17 protein-coding genes are annotated in these 16243 nt (G+C 64.8%); 4 read left to right on the plus strand and 13 right to left on the minus strand.

Annotated elements, in window-relative coordinates:
* Positions 1-133 precede the first annotated feature (133 nt).
* Both B0G75_RS31635 and B0G75_RS31640 read left to right on the plus strand, forming a co-directional pair.
* Positions 134-1960 carry an AMP-binding protein gene (locus B0G75_RS31635; protein ID WP_106313945.1) on the plus strand — a complete coding sequence of 609 codons (1827 nt, stop codon included), beginning with the start codon at positions 134-136 and terminating at the stop codon, positions 1958-1960.
* A gap of 235 nt (positions 1961-2195) precedes the next feature.
* Positions 2196-3101 carry a DUF1571 domain-containing protein gene (locus tag B0G75_RS31640; RefSeq protein ID WP_258194803.1) on the plus strand — a complete coding sequence of 302 codons (906 nt, stop codon included), beginning with the start codon at positions 2196-2198 and terminating at the stop codon, positions 3099-3101.
* On the opposite strand, the gene B0G75_RS31645 is transcribed toward B0G75_RS31640, so the two are convergent.
* From B0G75_RS31645 to B0G75_RS40880, 6 genes are all read right to left on the minus strand, one after another.
* Positions 3098-3562: a hypothetical protein gene (locus B0G75_RS31645; RefSeq protein WP_106313947.1), complete on the minus strand. Its 465-nt coding sequence runs from the start codon at positions 3560-3562 to the stop codon at positions 3098-3100. The genes B0G75_RS31640 and B0G75_RS31645 overlap by 4 nt on opposite strands.
* 154 nt (positions 3563-3716) lie before the next feature.
* The gene (locus B0G75_RS31650) at positions 3717-5294 is read right to left on the minus strand and encodes an FAD-binding oxidoreductase (RefSeq protein ID WP_106313948.1); all 1578 of its coding nucleotides are present in this window, start codon (positions 5292-5294) and stop codon (positions 3717-3719) included.
* A gap of 278 nt (positions 5295-5572) precedes the next feature.
* Positions 5573-6040 carry a hypothetical protein gene (locus B0G75_RS31655; RefSeq protein WP_106314042.1) on the minus strand — a complete coding sequence of 156 codons (468 nt, stop codon included), beginning with the start codon at positions 6038-6040 and terminating at the stop codon, positions 5573-5575.
* A 272-nt stretch (positions 6041-6312) separates the two neighbouring features.
* A complete protein-coding gene (locus tag B0G75_RS31660) occupies positions 6313-7164 on the minus strand; it encodes an anti-sigma factor (RefSeq protein WP_106313949.1) in 852 nt (283 codons plus the stop codon).
* Positions 7164-7694, minus strand: coding sequence for a sigma-70 family RNA polymerase sigma factor (locus B0G75_RS31665; protein WP_106313950.1), 531 nt, complete (start codon positions 7692-7694; stop codon positions 7164-7166). Before B0G75_RS31665 ends, B0G75_RS31660 begins: the two co-directional genes overlap by 1 nt.
* Before the next feature lie 14 nt (positions 7695-7708).
* Positions 7709-7846, minus strand: a complete 138-nt coding sequence (locus B0G75_RS40880; RefSeq protein WP_165923847.1) for a hypothetical protein — start codon at positions 7844-7846, stop codon at positions 7709-7711.
* A 409-nt stretch (positions 7847-8255) separates the two neighbouring features.
* Here B0G75_RS40880 and hfq point away from each other — a divergent pair, with 409 nt between their 5' ends.
* The gene (hfq, locus tag B0G75_RS31670) at positions 8256-8759 is read left to right on the plus strand and encodes an RNA chaperone Hfq (RefSeq protein ID WP_106313951.1); all 504 of its coding nucleotides are present in this window, start codon (positions 8256-8258) and stop codon (positions 8757-8759) included.
* Positions 8760-8779: 20 nt separating this feature from the next.
* Here the strand turns inward: hfq and B0G75_RS31675 are convergent, their stop codons facing one another.
* Positions 8780-9010 carry a hypothetical protein gene (locus tag B0G75_RS31675; RefSeq protein WP_106314043.1) on the minus strand — a complete coding sequence of 77 codons (231 nt, stop codon included), beginning with the start codon at positions 9008-9010 and terminating at the stop codon, positions 8780-8782.
* A gap of 330 nt (positions 9011-9340) precedes the next feature.
* On the opposite strand from B0G75_RS31675, the gene B0G75_RS31680 reads away from it, so the two are divergent.
* Positions 9341-9529, plus strand: a complete 189-nt coding sequence (locus B0G75_RS31680; protein ID WP_106313952.1) for a hypothetical protein — start codon at positions 9341-9343, stop codon at positions 9527-9529.
* A gap of 408 nt (positions 9530-9937) precedes the next feature.
* On the opposite strand, the gene B0G75_RS31685 is transcribed toward B0G75_RS31680, so the two are convergent.
* The 6 genes from B0G75_RS31685 to B0G75_RS31710 are packed head-to-tail and all read right to left on the minus strand — an operon-like array spanning position 9938 to position 16243.
* Positions 9938-10666, minus strand: coding sequence for a DUF2968 domain-containing protein (locus tag B0G75_RS31685; RefSeq protein ID WP_106313953.1), 729 nt, complete (start codon positions 10664-10666; stop codon positions 9938-9940).
* Between the two features lie 47 nt (positions 10667-10713).
* A complete protein-coding gene (locus B0G75_RS31690) occupies positions 10714-12105 on the minus strand; it encodes a sigma 54-interacting transcriptional regulator (RefSeq protein ID WP_106313954.1) in 1392 nt (463 codons plus the stop codon).
* 10 nt (positions 12106-12115) lie between these two features.
* Complete coding sequence (locus tag B0G75_RS31695) at positions 12116-13906, minus strand: TadG family pilus assembly protein (protein ID WP_106313955.1); 1791 nt, start codon at positions 13904-13906, stop codon at positions 12116-12118.
* 1 nt (position 13907) lies between these two features.
* Complete coding sequence (locus B0G75_RS31700) at positions 13908-14309, minus strand: DUF3613 domain-containing protein (protein WP_106313956.1); 402 nt, start codon at positions 14307-14309, stop codon at positions 13908-13910.
* A 47-nt stretch (positions 14310-14356) separates the two neighbouring features.
* A complete protein-coding gene (locus tag B0G75_RS31705) occupies positions 14357-15211 on the minus strand; it encodes a tetratricopeptide repeat protein (RefSeq protein WP_106313957.1) in 855 nt (284 codons plus the stop codon).
* A 9-nt stretch (positions 15212-15220) separates the two neighbouring features.
* Positions 15221-16243, minus strand: a complete 1023-nt coding sequence (locus B0G75_RS31710; protein ID WP_106313958.1) for a type II secretion system F family protein — start codon at positions 16241-16243, stop codon at positions 15221-15223.

The following is a 16243-nucleotide window of genomic DNA, read 5'->3' on the forward strand; positions in this document are numbered from 1 at the left end:
CCGACATGCGTTTCAGTGTTTGCTTCGCCGCATGTTTTTGCTTCACACGCTGCCACACTCGCGTGGATTGCTTCGATGACCGGCCATAGGGCCGGCACACAAAGAGATGAAGCCACAGCTTCAGGAGACGACCATGACCCAGCCCACTCAACCCACACTTGCGCCTGGCGACGAAACCGCCGCGCAGAACCCGCCGAACCCGGCGCCTGCTCTCGTGCAGGCTCCCACACAGGCTCACGCGCCGCACCACGCGCCCAACACCGACGGCATCTGGTACGCGTCCTATCCGGCGGACGTGCCGCGTGAAATCGACGTGTCGAAATACGAGTCGGTCGTGCAGTTCTTCGACGAATGCATCGCGCAATTCCGCGAGCGTGTCGCGTATGTGAGCGTGGGCGCGAACCTGACCTACGGTGAACTCGGCCGCAAGGCCACCGCGTTCGCGGCGTATCTGCAAAGCATCGGCGTGAAACCGGGCGAACGCGTGGCGATCATGTTGCCCAATACGTTCCAGTATCCGGTCTCGCTGTTCGGCGTATTGAAGGCCGGCGGCGTGGTGGTCAACGTGAATCCGCTCTATACGGTGCGCGAACTCGCGCACCAGTTGAAGGACAGCGGCGCGCAAACCATCATCGTGTTCGAGAATTTCGCGAAGACGGTGGAAGACGCGCTGCCCGGCACCAAAGTGCAGAACGTCATCGTGACGGGACTCGGCGATCTGCTCGCCGACGGCCTGAATCTGAAGGGACGTCTGCTCAATTTCATGCTGCGGCACGTGAAGAAGATGGTGCCCGCATACAACCTGCCCAAGGCGGTGCCGCTGCTCGAAGCGCTTTCCACCGGCTACTCGCGGCCGTTGACGCCCGTGCGCCCCACGCACGACGACATCGCGTTCCTGCAATACACGGGCGGCACGACCGGCGTCGCGAAGGGCGCGATGCTCACGCACAAGAACATCATTGCGAATTTGCTGCAGGCCAAGGCGTGGTCCGAAGGTCAGTTGACCGGCGAGGTCGAAACGGTGCTCACGCCGCTGCCGCTCTATCACATCTATTCGTTGACGGTGAACGCGCTGATCTTCATGGGACTCGGCGGGCGCAACATTCTGATCGCCAATCCGCGCGACATGAAGCGCGTGATGATGATCATCCGTCACGAGAAATTCACCGGCATGACCGCCGTGAACACGCTCTATAACGCGTTCCTCGACAACGAGGAATTCTGCAAGCGCGACTTCTCCGATCTCAAGCTCGCGATGGCGGGCGGCATGGCCACGCAGAAGTCGGTGGCCGAACGTTTCAAGGCGGTGACCGGCAAACCGATCATCGAAGGCTATGGGCTCACGGAATGCTCGCCGATCGTGTCGATGAATCCGGTCGACCTCTCCAACATGCGCGACTTCGAAGGCTCGATCGGTTTGCCCGCGCCGTCCACGCAAGTCCGCTTCAGGAAGGACGACGGCAATTGGGCGAACATCGGCGAGGCGGGCGAATTGTGCGTGAAGGGACCGCAGGTGATGAAAGGCTACTGGAATCGTCCTGACGAAACCGCCAAGGTGATCGACGAGGACGGCTGGCTCGCCACCGGCGACATCGGCGTGATGGATTCGCGCGGATTTATCCGGCTGATCGACCGGAAGAAGGACATGATTCTGGTGTCGGGCTTCAACGTCTATCCGAACGAAGTCGAAGACGTGATCGCGGCGCTTCCGGACGTGCGCGAAGTGGCAGCAATCGGCGTACCCGATGCGGCGCAGGGCGAACGGGTGAAGGTGTTTGTCGTCAAGCGCAATCCTTCGCTGACAGCCGAACAGGTGATCGCGCATTGCCGCAAGAACCTGACCGGCTATAAGGTGCCGAAGCTCGTCGAGTTCCGCGACGAGTTGCCGCAAACCAATGTCGGCAAGATTCTGCGCCGCGCCCTGCGCGACGAGGAACTCGCAAAGCAAAAGCCTGCCTGACAGGGAAGGCGCTTCGCGTCACCTTTCGGAGAGATTCATGAAGCACCGCCTGTCCGCACGTTTATGCCGCACGCCCGTCTTCATGCGCCTTTCCGGTTTGCCGCCGCGACATGCTGGTTTGCGGACGGGCTTGTTGGGTGTATTGGGTTTTGTCAGCAAGGCCTTTGCGTCCCTTAGTGGACCGTGTTATGGGCCGGGTCATGAGCCAATTGCCGCGCCGCTGCGAAGCGGTCCGATGCGTAAGCTCCTGAGCACGCTGTTGATCGCGGGAGCGGCTGCCTTGACCACGTCCGTAGCGTTCGCGCAAAACGACGACACTCCGCCCGCGCTCGATAGCGCCAGCACCGTCAAGGCGCCGTCCACGCCCTCCTCGCAGGTCGGCAAGCTCACGCTGGATCAACAGGTGAAGTGGCTGCGCGCCGCGCAACAAAGCGGCGCGATGGAAAAACTCAATGACGCGCAACTGGTCGCGCTGTTCCAGTCGCTCGATCCACTCGCGTTGCCCCGCTATATCAAGGAAGGGCCGAACGGCTATCCGTCGTACGAGTTCACCATGGCGCGTTCGGAACGCATTCACGGCCAATGGCCCGACAAGCCCGATCACATGCTGGTACGCGTCGCTCACGACCCGCTGCGCATCTACGCGAAGTGGCTGCCCGACGGCGCGCGCGCCGGCCAGGAAATCATCTACGACGAATCCAAACGAACCGATGAGATGTACGGACATCTGGGCGGCATCATGAACGTGATGCCGGTGTGGACCTCGCTGACCGGCGCCCTCGCCCGCGCGCAATCCAACCATCAAGTGCGCGATCTCGGCACGGAATACATCGCGAACCAGTACCTCAGCGAGGGCAAGAAATACATCGAGGCCGGCTTGCCGCGTTCGACCCAGGTGGAAGTCAAAACGATCGACGGCGTGCGCGTGGTGGCCTTCACCTTCGAAACGCCGACCGGCCAGCCGCAGTTCTACGCGAAGAAGGAAACGCTCGGGCTCGATCTGCGGCATCCGTATTTCCGCACCGTCGAGTCTTATGACAACGACGGCAAGATTTTCGAGAAGATCGTGTTCGAAACCATCACGCCGAAAACGTTCGACGACTCGACCTTCGATCCGAAGAACAAGGCGTACAAGTTCTAAACCTTGCGCAACGCGCGCGGCGCGAACGTGAATGCAAAGGCGACGTGGGCACGTTGCGTGTCCGAGCCCGCGCTCGGCTCGCGACTGTATTCGATCACCTGTCCCGCGCTTTTAGCGAGTTGGCTCAGCACGAAGTAGTCGGACGCGCGTGTGAGGCCGATCAGCGAGGCCGACTGGGGCGTGGGCGTGGGCGCCGGCGCGCGGGCGGGCGTGCGTGTCGGCGTTGCGCAAAGCAGCGGTGCGAGTTTCGTGAACCAGAGCGCGCCGATATCGTCGCCGGTTTCGAAGACGGGCAACTGCCGGTGTGATGCGTAGCCGGCGAACGCGGCGCCGTACGCCAACGTGGAGTCGACCACCGCCACCGCATTGCTGCGCGCAGCAGCATGCACGAGCCACGGCCACGCGCTGCCTGCCGCCGTCGAAAGGTAAGCGCTGGTCATCATGAAGGTGCGGCGGTCCATTCATCGCTCCTGGTGTCATGTCGCTGTTTCGCTGTTTCGCTGTTTCGCTGTTTCGCTGTTTCGCTGTTTCGCTGTTTCGCTGTTTCGCTGTTTCGCTGTCCCGCTGTCCCGCTGTCCCGCTGTCTCGCCGTGTCGCCGTGTCGCAGCCGCGCCCTCAGGTGTAGCCGCGCCGGTCGCGCCATGCCGCCGGCCAGATGCCCTGCTTGCCCGGCGCGAGAATGCCGTTCGGATCGAGTGCGTCCTTGATCGTTTCCGAGAACCGCAGCAATGCGCCGTCGTTGAAGCTGTATTGGGCCGCGGCAAAATCCATATACGCGAGATGCGCGCGGTATTCGCCGTAGCCCGCGGCGCGTGCGTCGCTCATCAGCGAACGCAATAACGCGCCGGCCTGCTCGACCTGGTTCGCGTCGCCGCGGTCGAAGATCGCCGCGAAAATGTGATGCAGATGGCGTACGCCCGCCGTAAAGCCGCCGTAGTAATCGAAACCGTATTCGGCGGCGCGCGCCTTGACCATCGTGTATTGACGCAACGCGTCGCGTCCGGTCGCGGGACACACCGGCGCGAAATCCACGTGCGCGCCCGCGCCGCCGCGCCAGTCGAGCATGCGAAACGCGCTCATCGCCGGAATGCCGGCGAGGTTGCGATCGCCACCCGCCGTGGGCTGCGCATCGCCCGCGTAGCGCGCCGCCAGAAAGCGCGCCTGCGGTATGCGCGCGAATGCGCGCTGCACGATCGCATGGCGCGCGTCGATCGATTCAGGCGTACCGTAAAGCGCGTAATGCAGATTCCAGCGGCCCACTTGCAGCTTGTCGAGCATCGCGTCCACCGCGCTGCCGGGCATCGCGCCCGGTCCGTCGTACCACTGCGCGCGCGCCGACAAGCCGGCCGCGCGGCGCAAACCGCCCTCGATCACCGCGTGATTGCGGATCGTTTCATCGAGCCGCAGCGGCCGCAAAATCTCCACGACCGCTTCGAGATCCGCCTCGTGTTGAAACTGGATTTCGCCGAGCAGATACGCGGGCGGCGCGGGCATCAGCCAGACGCCCAGCTTCGTGACGATGCCGTAGTTCGACTGCATGAACATCGCATCGAACGAGGGTCCATAGCCCGGCTGGTACAACTGCCACGCGGTGCCGATTTCAATGCCGCCCATTCCGGTGCGCAACACGTCGCCGTTGGCGAGCACCACTTCCATGCCGCACTGCGACGCCGCGTGATCGCCGTACGCGGTATAGCCGAAGCCGCGTTCGAGCGTATTGCCGACCACGCTGCCCCAACCGGCCGCGGGCGGATCGACCCACAGCTTGTAGCCCTTGTCGCGCAGGTGCGCGTACAGATCGAAGTAGCTGACGCCCGGCTCGACCAGCGCGTACGCCATGGCTTCGTTCACTTCGAGGATGCGGTTCATCCTGTGCAGATCGAGCACAACCGAACCGGCGAGACGCGGCGCGGCGCCGCCATATGCGAAGTTGCGGCCGGTCGAAACGGTCCACAGCGGAATGCGAAACTGATTGGCGATGCGCAGCACCGCGCGGATTTCATCGACGGAGCCGGGCAAGACCGCAGCACTCGCCGAAAACGCTTCGCGCTCGCCGGGCGCGAACGGATCGAGATACGCGGCGAGCCCGTCCGCCGAGGTCACCACCTGCGGCTCGCCGACAATCGAACGCCAACCGGCGAGCGCGCGGTCGAACTGCGCGGCGGATAGTTTTGGCGGCAAGCTGCGAGTCAAAGCGTCTCCTTGGCCGCCGCGCGGAGCCGCGGCAGCGAGTCAGCGGTACGGGTCGGCAGCGGCGAGTCAGCGGCACAAGCCCCCGCACAGGTCATTCGCAACGAGCCAGCGGCCCGAGTCTTTGACAACGAGTCACCGGCACAAGCCACCCGCACAAGTCGTCGGCAGCGAGTCAACGGCTTGCGTCTTTGGCAGCGAGTCATCGGCACAAGCCACCCACACGAGTCATTGTCCGCGAGTCAGCGGCACATGCCCCGGCTCAAGTCTTTGCCAGCGAGTCACCGCCGCATTCCACCGCCGTGCGACATGCCGCCCCATGTGTGCATGGGCGCCGCGCCATGCCAGCCGCCGCGCCCGCCCATGCCGAACGATCTGTGCACGCCATGCACATAGCGCACATGATCCATGTGATGAAAATGATGAAAGCGGTCGACGAACACGAACGACACGCCGGCACCGAACACCACCGGCGGCCCCCAATACCATGGATCGTAGTAGTAGACGGGGCCATCCGCCAGGGTCTGAGCGGCGGCATCGTCTTCGACGATCTGCCACGTGCCGTCCGGTTGCAGGCACGCGCGGCCGGTGATCTGCTGCATGACGCCGTCGATTTCCACCTGCCCCGCCACGAACCGGCACACGGACGCATCCGATTGCGCCTCGACCGGCGCCGCGCACGCGGCGCACAGGCACACACAGGCTACGGCGCCATACAGCCCGCTGCCGGATTGATGAAATGTGAGCATGATTTTGCTGCCTCTATGCTGTCCGACGGGCGCCGGCGTCGCGACCCGCGAGAAACGGACCGGCACCGTGAAGACACCGCCGGTTTGCCTTGTTGAAGACCTTGCCGTGTACCCGCGTACGCACGCGGTAACGGCGCGATCCAGCAACAAGTAAACGCAGCGCCGCGCGGCGCTATTCCGCCCACGCGGCGCAAGCGCACGCCGTTTCTGTTACCGGGTGTTGCACAGCGTCTGACGACCGACAGTCGCGCGAAGCGGACTCCCACACGCCGCTACTGCCACGACTCCGGCTTGCCGCCGAGCGCGCTGCACACGTCGATGGCGATCGTGCGCAGCTTGCCTTCGGCGATCGGCCCGGACAGCGCGTAGCCCATGCCGTCGCTGACCCAGTAGAAGGTGCGCCGGTTGCCGTCGCGGAACAGGCGGAACGCGGTTTCGTCGCGTGAGATGCCGGTGACGTAGAGCGTGAGCCGCGCGCCGCTGGTGTTCTCGTACATGAACTGCGCCGCCGGTCCCGCTTCGCCGGGCAAGAGCCGCCCGCCCACCAGCGAGTAGCCGTATTCCTGCAAGGACGGCACCGAGAGCGGCCGGTTCAGCCGTTTGGAAAGCCAGTTGATCAGATGCTCTTCTTCGTTCGCGGCAACTTCCACCGGATGACGCCGCTCCGGCGTGTACACCGCATAAGCGATGTCCGCGCGCTCGGCGAAGCTCGGCGGGCCGCCGCCCAGACCGCCCCACGCGCCGCCGGTCAGCCGCGGCGCGAGCGGCCCGAGGGCAAGCGCGAGCCCGGCGCCGGCCGCCAGCCAGCAGGCCGCGACGCCCGCGCGCTGCCACCACGGCGTGCGCCGCCGCAGAACGATGAAGGCCGGCTCATCGGCCGCCTCGCGTTCATGACGCTCGTCGCGCTCATCGCGCTCGCTGCGCTGCGGCGCGCCGCACAGCACGCGCAACGCGGCTTTCTGCGCGCGCCACGCGGCCACGCGCGCGGCGGCCTGCGGATGCTGCGCCAGCTGAGCCTCGATCGCGGCGCGCTCCGCGCCCGGCAGTTCACCGTCGACAAACGCCGACAGCGCTCGCAGATCGAGCCCTTCGGGCAAGCTGGAATCGTAGTCGTCGCTGTTCATCACGGGTTTCTCACTACTTTCAACGGTGGATTTTTACGCGCCGGCCCCTGCGCCGGTCCCTCCGTCAGCAACGCGCGCATGTGTTCGCGCGCGCGGGAGAGCCGCGACATCACCGTGCCGATCGGTACGCCGAGCGCGCGCGACGCTTCCTGGTAAGACAGCTCCTCCACGCAGACCAGCAACAGCACTTCGCGCTGTTCGACGGGCAGACAGTACAACGCGCGCTGCAGATCGCGCAGCACGAGACCGTCGACCTCCCCTTGCGGCGCTTCGAGATTGCGCCACGGCGCGCTCTCGTCGTCGACGGCAATCTCGCGGCGGCCGCGCAGCTGGTCGATGTAGAGATGCCGCAGGATCGTCAGGAGCCATGCGCGCAGATTGCTGTCCGGCCGGAACGCCGCCCAACGGGCGAGCGCGCGCTCCGCCGTATCCTGCACGAGGTCGTCGGCCCACGCATGGTCGCCCGTCAGTGCGCGCGCGTAGCGGCGCAGCTGCGGGAGCCACGAAATCACTTCGGCTTCGAAATTCACCCGGCGAGCGGCGCTCAGTAGCCGCCGCTGCTGCCGCCGCTCGAGCTCGAGGCGCCGCTATCGGTCGCGGACGTGCACGCGCTCGTCGCGAGCGTACCGCCCGCGAGTGCCAGCAGAACGAAAACGGCGGAAAGGATGCGCGATACTTTCATGGTGAGTCTCCTGTCGGCCAGAGTCGGCGCTTCAGCGCCCTACTCTGGTCCTATGCAAGAAGCTTGCGGATGAGCGCCCGGACATCCGGTGCGGCCGGCACAAGCCGATCAGCCACGCGCACGATGCAGCGTCGCCATGCCTGATATAACGCGGTCAGGCGGCGATTTATTCCAACCGATGCACGCACGTGCGCCATCTTTTTCCGCCACCCGCGCCGCGCGGGGCCGTGTGTGGCGGAAGAACGCGGCATTCGTCCGTAGATTCGTAACTCAACGTTACAGTGAATAGTTATCAGATGCTTATGTGCCCACAAGCCGTTATAGTGGACGCAGTTCGCCCGCCGACGCGTTCCGCCCCCACACAGGGTAGAATCGCGGCGAACAACCGTCTTTCTAACCTGAATTGTCCATGGCTTCCGCAGAATCGCATCCGCAAAACGACTTCATGAACGCTGCGCGCAAAGAACGAAAGCGCGTCGAGATTTACCTTGTCAACGGCATCCGCCTGACGGGGTGCATCGAGTCGTTCGATCAGTATCTGGTGATGCTGCGCACGCCTGTCGGCCTGCAAGGCATCTACAAGCGCGCGATCTCGACGATCCAGCTCGACACCGGCACGCGTCCGGCTCCGCGCGCGGGGCGTCCCTCGCACGGTGAGCACACCACGCGTGGCCCGCACGGTTCGCGTGAACCACGCGACCACCGTGAGCCGCGCGAACCGCGTGAACCGCGTGAGTCGTATGGCGCGCCGTCTTCGGACCGGCCTGCGTCGGATCGTAGCGGCGGCACGTCGGACGGCCCGGTGGTCGTTACGCGCCGCCGGCGTCTGTTCGGCACGGGCGGCGACGGCGGCAATCACGGTGGTGGTAACCATGGCGGCGGTAATCACGGCGGCAATGGCGGCAGCGAATAAGCGGCCGCGGCAGCGCTCGGCTACTCCGGTGAATGGTCGAGCCGCTGCAAGATCTTTTCCAGACGCATCACCTGCAGTTCCGTCAGTTCGAATCCGCATTTAACCGCCAGCACGCGACGCCGCCAATATACGGCGTCCAGCAAGCGCTGCGCCGGTTGCTTCGTTGCCCAATCCAGGTGTTCCAGTTCGGCTTCCACGACGTGCGACGCGTTGAGGCGCTGCGATGCGCACGCGGTTTTTTTCCGGTTCATGTTATTCGCTGCCTTGTTGTTCACGGGTTCTGGTTGCGCCCCTCCCGAGCGCGACACGGCCGGTTCGCGGCATGCGTTGCGGTCTGCCGGCCCACGCGGCCGGCGCCTGCTTTTGTTTTCCGCGCCGCACTGTGTCGACACACGGAAAACGAGTTGATGCGCAATGGTTTTAAGTTTCGGCTGATGAACCCGCATCTGTTCGTGCATCGTTTGGCTGGCGGTTTTGCAGCGGGCGCTTACGGCGCGCGGTCTTAGGCCGTTCGGCCGATGTTCGTCGAAGCCTGCTTTGCGCTATGCTGGTTTGCAGACTCTCTTCTCACGGAGCACGTCATGACCAGCAAGAAGCAACACGAATCCCCTCCCGCGGCAACGCAGACGCCCGTCGAATCCGACGACGACCGTCTCGACGAGGCGCTCGAGGAAAGCTTCCCCGCCAGCGATCCGATCGCCGTCGACATGGCGGACCCGCATCACGCGCCGGAAAGAAAGGAGTCTTCGGAGGGAAAGAAGCGGCATTAGAGCTGGCCGCGTGCCCGGCTTGAGGAGCACAGGGAAAACGAAGCAGCAGCCAAAGCCCTGGCCGCCTCTAACGGCATCGCTATCGCTATCGCATGGGCGGTGCGTTAAGCGCGGTCGCTCGTGCGCGTGCGCGTGCCAGACAATCAGGAAGATTTGCAGCGAGCCGCTAGTGCACCGCGCTTGAGACGTCACGCGAATGCGCTTGAAATAAACGTGTGGATGGCTGTTACTGCTGCAGGAATGGAAAATTGAGCGAGGGCGTGAAACGGCAACGCCGTTCGCGTGGACCTAACGAACTACGCGCATTGCACGAAGACAGCTGAACAGCGAGCCATCGTTCCGGTGAGCCGGGCAACACGTTCAATACCGCGCCGCCCTTCCCACCGGATGCTCTTCAGACCATCACGCTCAATGCAAGGGCAAACCGCTTTCCAATTGACGCTGCAGATCGCGCACCTGGCGCTGCGCGGCGCGCAATTGATCTTGCGCGGAAGCCTTCTGTTGAGCCAGCGATGTCGCTTCGGCGCGAGTTTGCTGCTGCTGGGTCGCCACGATGCTCTGCTGCTGACGCGCCACATCGAGGTCCGCCTGCAAGCGGTTCGCATTGTCCTGCTGCAACGCGATCATCCGTTCGGTGAACGCTTTTTGCGCTTCGAGTTGCGTGCGGCGAATCTCCACGTCGGACAGTTGCACCGTCTGACGCACGAAATCCTTGTAGATCATGTCGGCACGCGTCGCGTCCTGCGTCTTGATGACACGCCAGAAATTTTTCTGCTGGAACAGCGCCACGTAGTACGTCATTTCCTTGCCGTAAAACAGCAAGCTCGCACCGTAACTACCGTTGTACGTGGTGCGCAATTCGCTCAGATCCGACCCGCGGATCATCTGCTGCAATTCCGCCACGTTGCCTGCCGCGGACTGCTTCGCTTCATCCGACGTGAGGGCTGAGGTCTGCGCCTGTCCTGCCTGTGAGGTAGCCGGCAATGCGGCCGTCGTGCCTGGCTGGGAAACAACGCCGCCGATGGCGCCAGCGCTCGCGCTGCTGTTCTGCAGAGCCTGCGCATTGACGCCTTGCACCGCCCCCATCGCGATCAATGCGGCGAGCGCAATCTGTCGCAGTTTCGACTTTCGGTCCATGTAATTTATGCTCGAACAGTTTTTGTTTTAGTACAACCGGCCCATTATTACTCACTTTCCCGCGTTTCGGGCTCCTCGTCGAAAATTTGATACTTGCGCATTTTCTCCCATAAGACCTTGCGGCTAATGCCGAGATAGAGCGCCGTATCCTGGCGGCGCCAACCATTTGCGTCGAGCGCGGCCAGCACGCGATTACGCTCGGCCATGTCCCATTTGCTGCGGTCCACCAGCACCTCGGCGACGCTCTCCGCCGGCACCGGCTGAGTGGTGCGCGCGAGTGCGAGGAGCCGTTGCAGGCGCGCCGCATCCCACGCGCCGATCTGCCGCACGGTCACGCCGATGCGCTCCGCCAGATTGCGCAGCTCGCGCACATTGCCGGGGAAATACGTGTCGGCGACCGCGTCGGCGAGCCAGTACGGCAGATCGGACAACGCGGCGAGACGCTCCGCGCCGACGATCTGCGCGATGAACGCCTTGAAGATCGCAATCTTGTCGACGGCGCCCCGTTCTTCCAGCGACGGAATCTTCAACTCGATCACGGCGAGCCGGTAGTAAAGGTCGGCGCGAAACGTGCCGTCTTTCACCAGTTGCGGCAGCAGTTTGTTGGTCGCCGCCACCAGCCGGAAGTCGAGCTTGACCGGCGTCGCCGAACCGATGCGCGTGACCGCGCTGTCTTCGAGCACGCGCAGCAGCTTGACCTGCTGGTAGAGCGGCAGATCGCCGATTTCGTCGAGAAACAGCGTACCGCCGTCGGCCTGCTCGAAGTAGCCTTTGTGCGCGACCACCGCGCCGGTGAACGAGCCTTTCGAGTGACCGAAGAACAGCGACTCGAACAGGCCGTCCGGAATCGCGCCGCAGTTCACCGCGACGAACGGGCCTTGCCCATAGCGGCTATGTTTTTCGTGCAGCAGTTGCGCGATGCGCTCCTTGCCGACGCCGGTTTCGCCGTGCACCAGGACACTCGTGTCGCAATCGGCGAAGGTGTCGACTTCGTGCAGCAGCGCCTGCATGCACTCCGAGTTGGCGATCATCGCGTCGGACTCGTGCGTCTTCGCGCTGTGCGCGCGCATTTGCAGCACGAGCTTCATGACCATGCCGCGCAGTTCGGCGCAGGTGAAGTCGAGCGGCAGAATATGCGAGTACTCGGACGGATAGGCGGCCGGATCGTGCTCGCGCGGCGCGGCGCCGACCCAGACCACCGGAATGCCGTGCGCGGCCTGCCAGTCGCGCAGGATCAGCGCGCCGCTGTCGATCACCGACACGCTGATGATCGCGAGCGACGGCCGCAGCGCAGTCCGTTCGGGCGAGATCGCGATATCGTCCGCACGGATCACTTCGACATCGAAGCTCGCCATGCAGCGCGCGACCCGGTCGACGATGTCGGCCTTGCCTTCCCAGACGTAGATATCGAGTTCCTCGATTTTGGTGGTGGTTCTCATCTTGGATTGGCTAGTTGACCAGTTGCGAAACGCCGCACGTCAGCGACATGTTGTGGACCGTGGCGGTGCCGACCTGCACGCCGAGCAACGCTAGCGTGGGCACGAGCACTGCGTCGAGCAGCGCGAAGACAGGTTGTAGTGCAGCCGACAGCACCGGTGCAAGGGCCGAGAGCAAAGGCTGGATCACATCAGTCAGATTGAGTCCCAAGGCGGTCACCTGTAGCGTGTTTGGCAACATCTTGAGTAGCTGCGCGGTCAGCGTCGACGCATCGCTGCCAACGGCATTGGAATTGACGGTCACCGACGAATCGAAACTGCCGGACGCGCCGTTGAACGTAACGGGCTGGGACGAAGGCGGTGCCAAGGGCAATTGCCCCGTTCCGTTGATCGCAATTTTCGTGAGTTCGTTCGTGCCGGTTAGCAGGGTCCATACCGTAACTTCGGCGACATTGATCGTTCCGCCGCAAGTCGAATTCGCCCCCACGCAGACCGTCGCGATGCTCGGTTGCACCAGAATCGTGGCATTGGTCGCGGCCCTGGTCGACTCGCAGTCGACCGAACTGAGCGCCGCAGTGCCCTGCGCGCTCGTCAGCGAAAGCATGATCGGTGTACTCAGGGCGGAAATGCTGATCGAGCCGATGCCAAGATTCAGGCTGATAGGCGCGAACGTCAGCGGCAGCAGATTCACGCTCACGTTCACCACCGCCGTGCGCCCCATCGTGCGATACGTCCCATTGGGTAACGTGCCGCCCTCGCCGACCGCCAGCACCGGTGGCTTGATAACCTTTAGCGAAATGCCCGCCACGCCCGCGAGACCCGTCGCCACATTGATCACCGGCGCGTTGCCCTGGGTTCCGTCCGGACTGCGCTGCGCGATCTGCGCGGCGACCAGCAACGCATCGAACGCGTTGACCGTCGCGGTTGCCGCGGCGTTCGGAGTGGCAAGGCCGAGCGCGAGCAGCCCGGGCGAAGTCGCACCGCCGTCGCCGATCGTGATGTTCTGCTCACCGGGAATAGCCACCGCCACCTTCTGCAGAATCGATGCATTGATGGTGTCGCCGCCTGCCTGCAACGCGGTGACCATGGCGACCATCAACTGCTGAAAGCTCACCGTGGTGCCGAGCAAACCTTGCATGGTCGAGGCGCCGAGCGCCACCATCAGATCCTGCAGTTTGATGTGCGCCGACGCGAGGCTCTGTGTGTCGCCCACGCTCAGCGACACGCTGGTTTTCAGCAAGCCGCCGAGGATCGCGTTGAGCAACGCCGACTGCTGCGTATTGATCGACGCGATGCCGGTGCCGAGCGAGAACGCGTCGATGTTGGAAGCGAACGCGGTAGCCGTCGCCGAAACGTTGCGGCTCGGTCCAACGAAGAAGTACGGCACAACCTGCGTCGTCGTCACCTGCACCGCATTCAGCGGATTGCCGCTCGTGCCGAAATAGGTGCTCTTGCTGGTGTCCCAGCGGCCGCACGTCGTATTGATGGTCGTCGTCGCGCCGGCCGTGAAACCATTGGCCGCCGCGTTCTGCTGCGCGGCCGTCGCGGCGGTCGCGCAGCCGCCCGCAGAGCCGATCATCTGGACCGCCGCCAGCGCCGCCAGATCGGCCGTGCGCTGCAACTGCCGGCGCGCGAAAAACACGTTGCCGACATCGAGCGCGCCGAGCGCGGCGATCGCCACGCTCAGCCAGATCACCGCGACCACCGCAACCGCGCCATGCTGACGGCGCGCCCCCGCGCGCCGCATCCACAGGGGATGCGCGCGGCGCGCGGCACGGCTCATGGCGAAAGACAATCGACGCATATCAGTTCGATCCGCCGCCGCTTCCGCCGAGCCCGCCGTTGACGGCCATCGCACCGTTGCCGCCACTGCCCGTGTTCAGCGCCGAGCCGTACAGATCGGGAATCTTGCTTTTGAACGATTCCATGTAGCGACGGTAGGCCAGGCCGGCTTCGGCACCGAGCATCGGCAGCGCAGGCGCGGCTTGCTTGTTGCTGCTCTGCAGATCGAGCCATGCGCGCGTCGCGCGACCCACTTCGCTGGCTCGCACTGCCGGCGGCGCGCTCTGATCCGCCGGGGTCATGTCGCTCGTCTGCGCCATCGTCGAGACGGACGCGCCCAGCAGCGCCCCGGCCGTCACAGCCGTCGCCAGCCACCGGCACGGCATCGACGCCCACAAGGCCCGCCTGGTTGTCGTGTTTCTCATTGTTGCTCCCTGATTCCCTGATGCATCGCCACGAAGTCGTCGCGCGCTCACCGCGCGAAACGCTGCAACAGACGCGGCGCGGGCTCGATGCCCTGCGCGCTCGCGACCGTGCGCGCGCCCGTGCCGAGCGCGCCCGAGTCCTGTTGCGCGGGCGCACCGCGTGTTTGCGCGCGCCCTGCCGCCGCCACTTTCGCCGCATCGCTGCGGATCGCGGCGCGCACGTCGGGGGCGAGCTTCTGCTGGTTCATGACCGCCAGCGCCTGCGCCTGGTTGCCATTGGCAAGCAGATAAAGCGCGACGTTGCTGACGATCTTCGGATTGGTCTGGTCGAGTTCCGCCGCCTTCATGAGCGGCACGCGCGCGCCGTCCACGTCGCCGTCGCGCAAGCGTGCATAGCCGAGGTCCGACAGCGTCGTTGCATCGGTCGGCGCGAGCTGGGCGGCCTGCTGCAATTCCTGCGCGGCGCGCGCAAAATCGCCGGCCGCGCCCGCGATCAGACCGAGGCCGCGATAGCCGCGCGTGGCGAGCGGCGTCTTCAGCAGTTGTCCGTATGCGTTCGCTGCGGCGGCCGGCTGATCGGTCATGCGCAGCGCGTCGGCGCGCAGCAGAATCGAGTCGGGGCTCGCGCCGTACTGCTTGTCGTACGCGTCGATATGCGCGAGCGAAGCGAAGTACAGCCCTTGCGATTGCATCTGATCGATCAGGCCGAGGTACATGCCGGGCGTGTCCGGCGCGGGATCCTTATTGGCCTGCTGCGCCATCACGGCGCGTTCCGCCTGCGGCCCGACGCCATAGCCCGTGACGTCTTTGGACGCACACGCGCCGAGCAGCGACAATGCGGCCAGCGCCGCCGCGCAGCGGGCGCCCGGTTTGACGGAATCGAATGAGAGACTGTGAGTCATGGCAAATCCTTAGTGCTTCACCTTGCCCAACGAATGCTGAACGGCCAGCACGCCTGGGCCGGCTGTGACGATCATCAACGCGGGCAACAGCGTGACGATCATCACGCCCGTCATCTTCACGGCGAGCCGGCCGATGCGTTCGCGCAGCATCGCGCGGCGCGCCTCGCGCAGCCGGTCGCCGAACTGCTTGAGCGGTTCCTGCACCGCGCCGCCGTGCCGGTCGACCTGCACCAGCAAACGCACCACCGCGCGCAGATCCTCGTTGTCGTAACTCGACGCGAGCCGGTTCAGCGACTGCTCACGTGTGCGGCCGGCGGCAAACTGGCGCTGCGCGATTTCCAGTTCGCCGGCGAGCACCGGCAGCATGCCGCGAAAATCGTTGACCACCACCTGCAAGCTCTGATCGAGCGACAAACCCACGCCTTGCAGAAGACGCAGCAAATCGACCAGCAGCGGCAATTCATCGACCACCGCGCGACGGCGCTTGCCGGCACGCCGCCGCAACACGAGCTTCGGCAGCATGAAGCCCGCCATCACGGCGATGATCACCAGCGCCACATAACGGGACCCGTCCAGATGGGCGCTCGCCAGCGTGCCGGCGAGCACCGGCAGCACCAGCGCGCCCACCAGCCGCGCCAGCAGAAACAGGCCGCGCGTGCGCGTATCCACGAAGCCGCATTGCTCCAGCAGCCGGCGATCTTCCTCAGCGACGACCTGGCGGCCGAACGGCGTGTCGAGCCAGCGAATCCCCGTATGCGCGAAGCGTTCGAGCAGGCCCTTGAAACCCGTGGGCGTCACGCTGCGCACGACCGCCTTCGCGCCAGCCTTCGCGCCAGCCTGTGCGCCCTCCGCGCCCCGCGCCGCCGCGGCCGCGAGCGCCGCGCTTTGCAACGCGCGCTCGTCGAGTGCGTGCCGCAGCGTGCGTTCGCTGCGTCGCGCGGCCGCCACGCGCGCCAGCACCAGGCCGGCAATCAACAGCAAACCGAGCGCGGCGAGAGCCAGTGCGAGTGCGAGGAGTTGTTGGGTCTGCAT

This window comes from Paraburkholderia sp. BL18I3N2, from assembly GCF_003001875.1.
Taxonomy (GTDB): domain Bacteria; phylum Pseudomonadota; class Gammaproteobacteria; order Burkholderiales; family Burkholderiaceae; genus Paraburkholderia; species Paraburkholderia phytofirmans.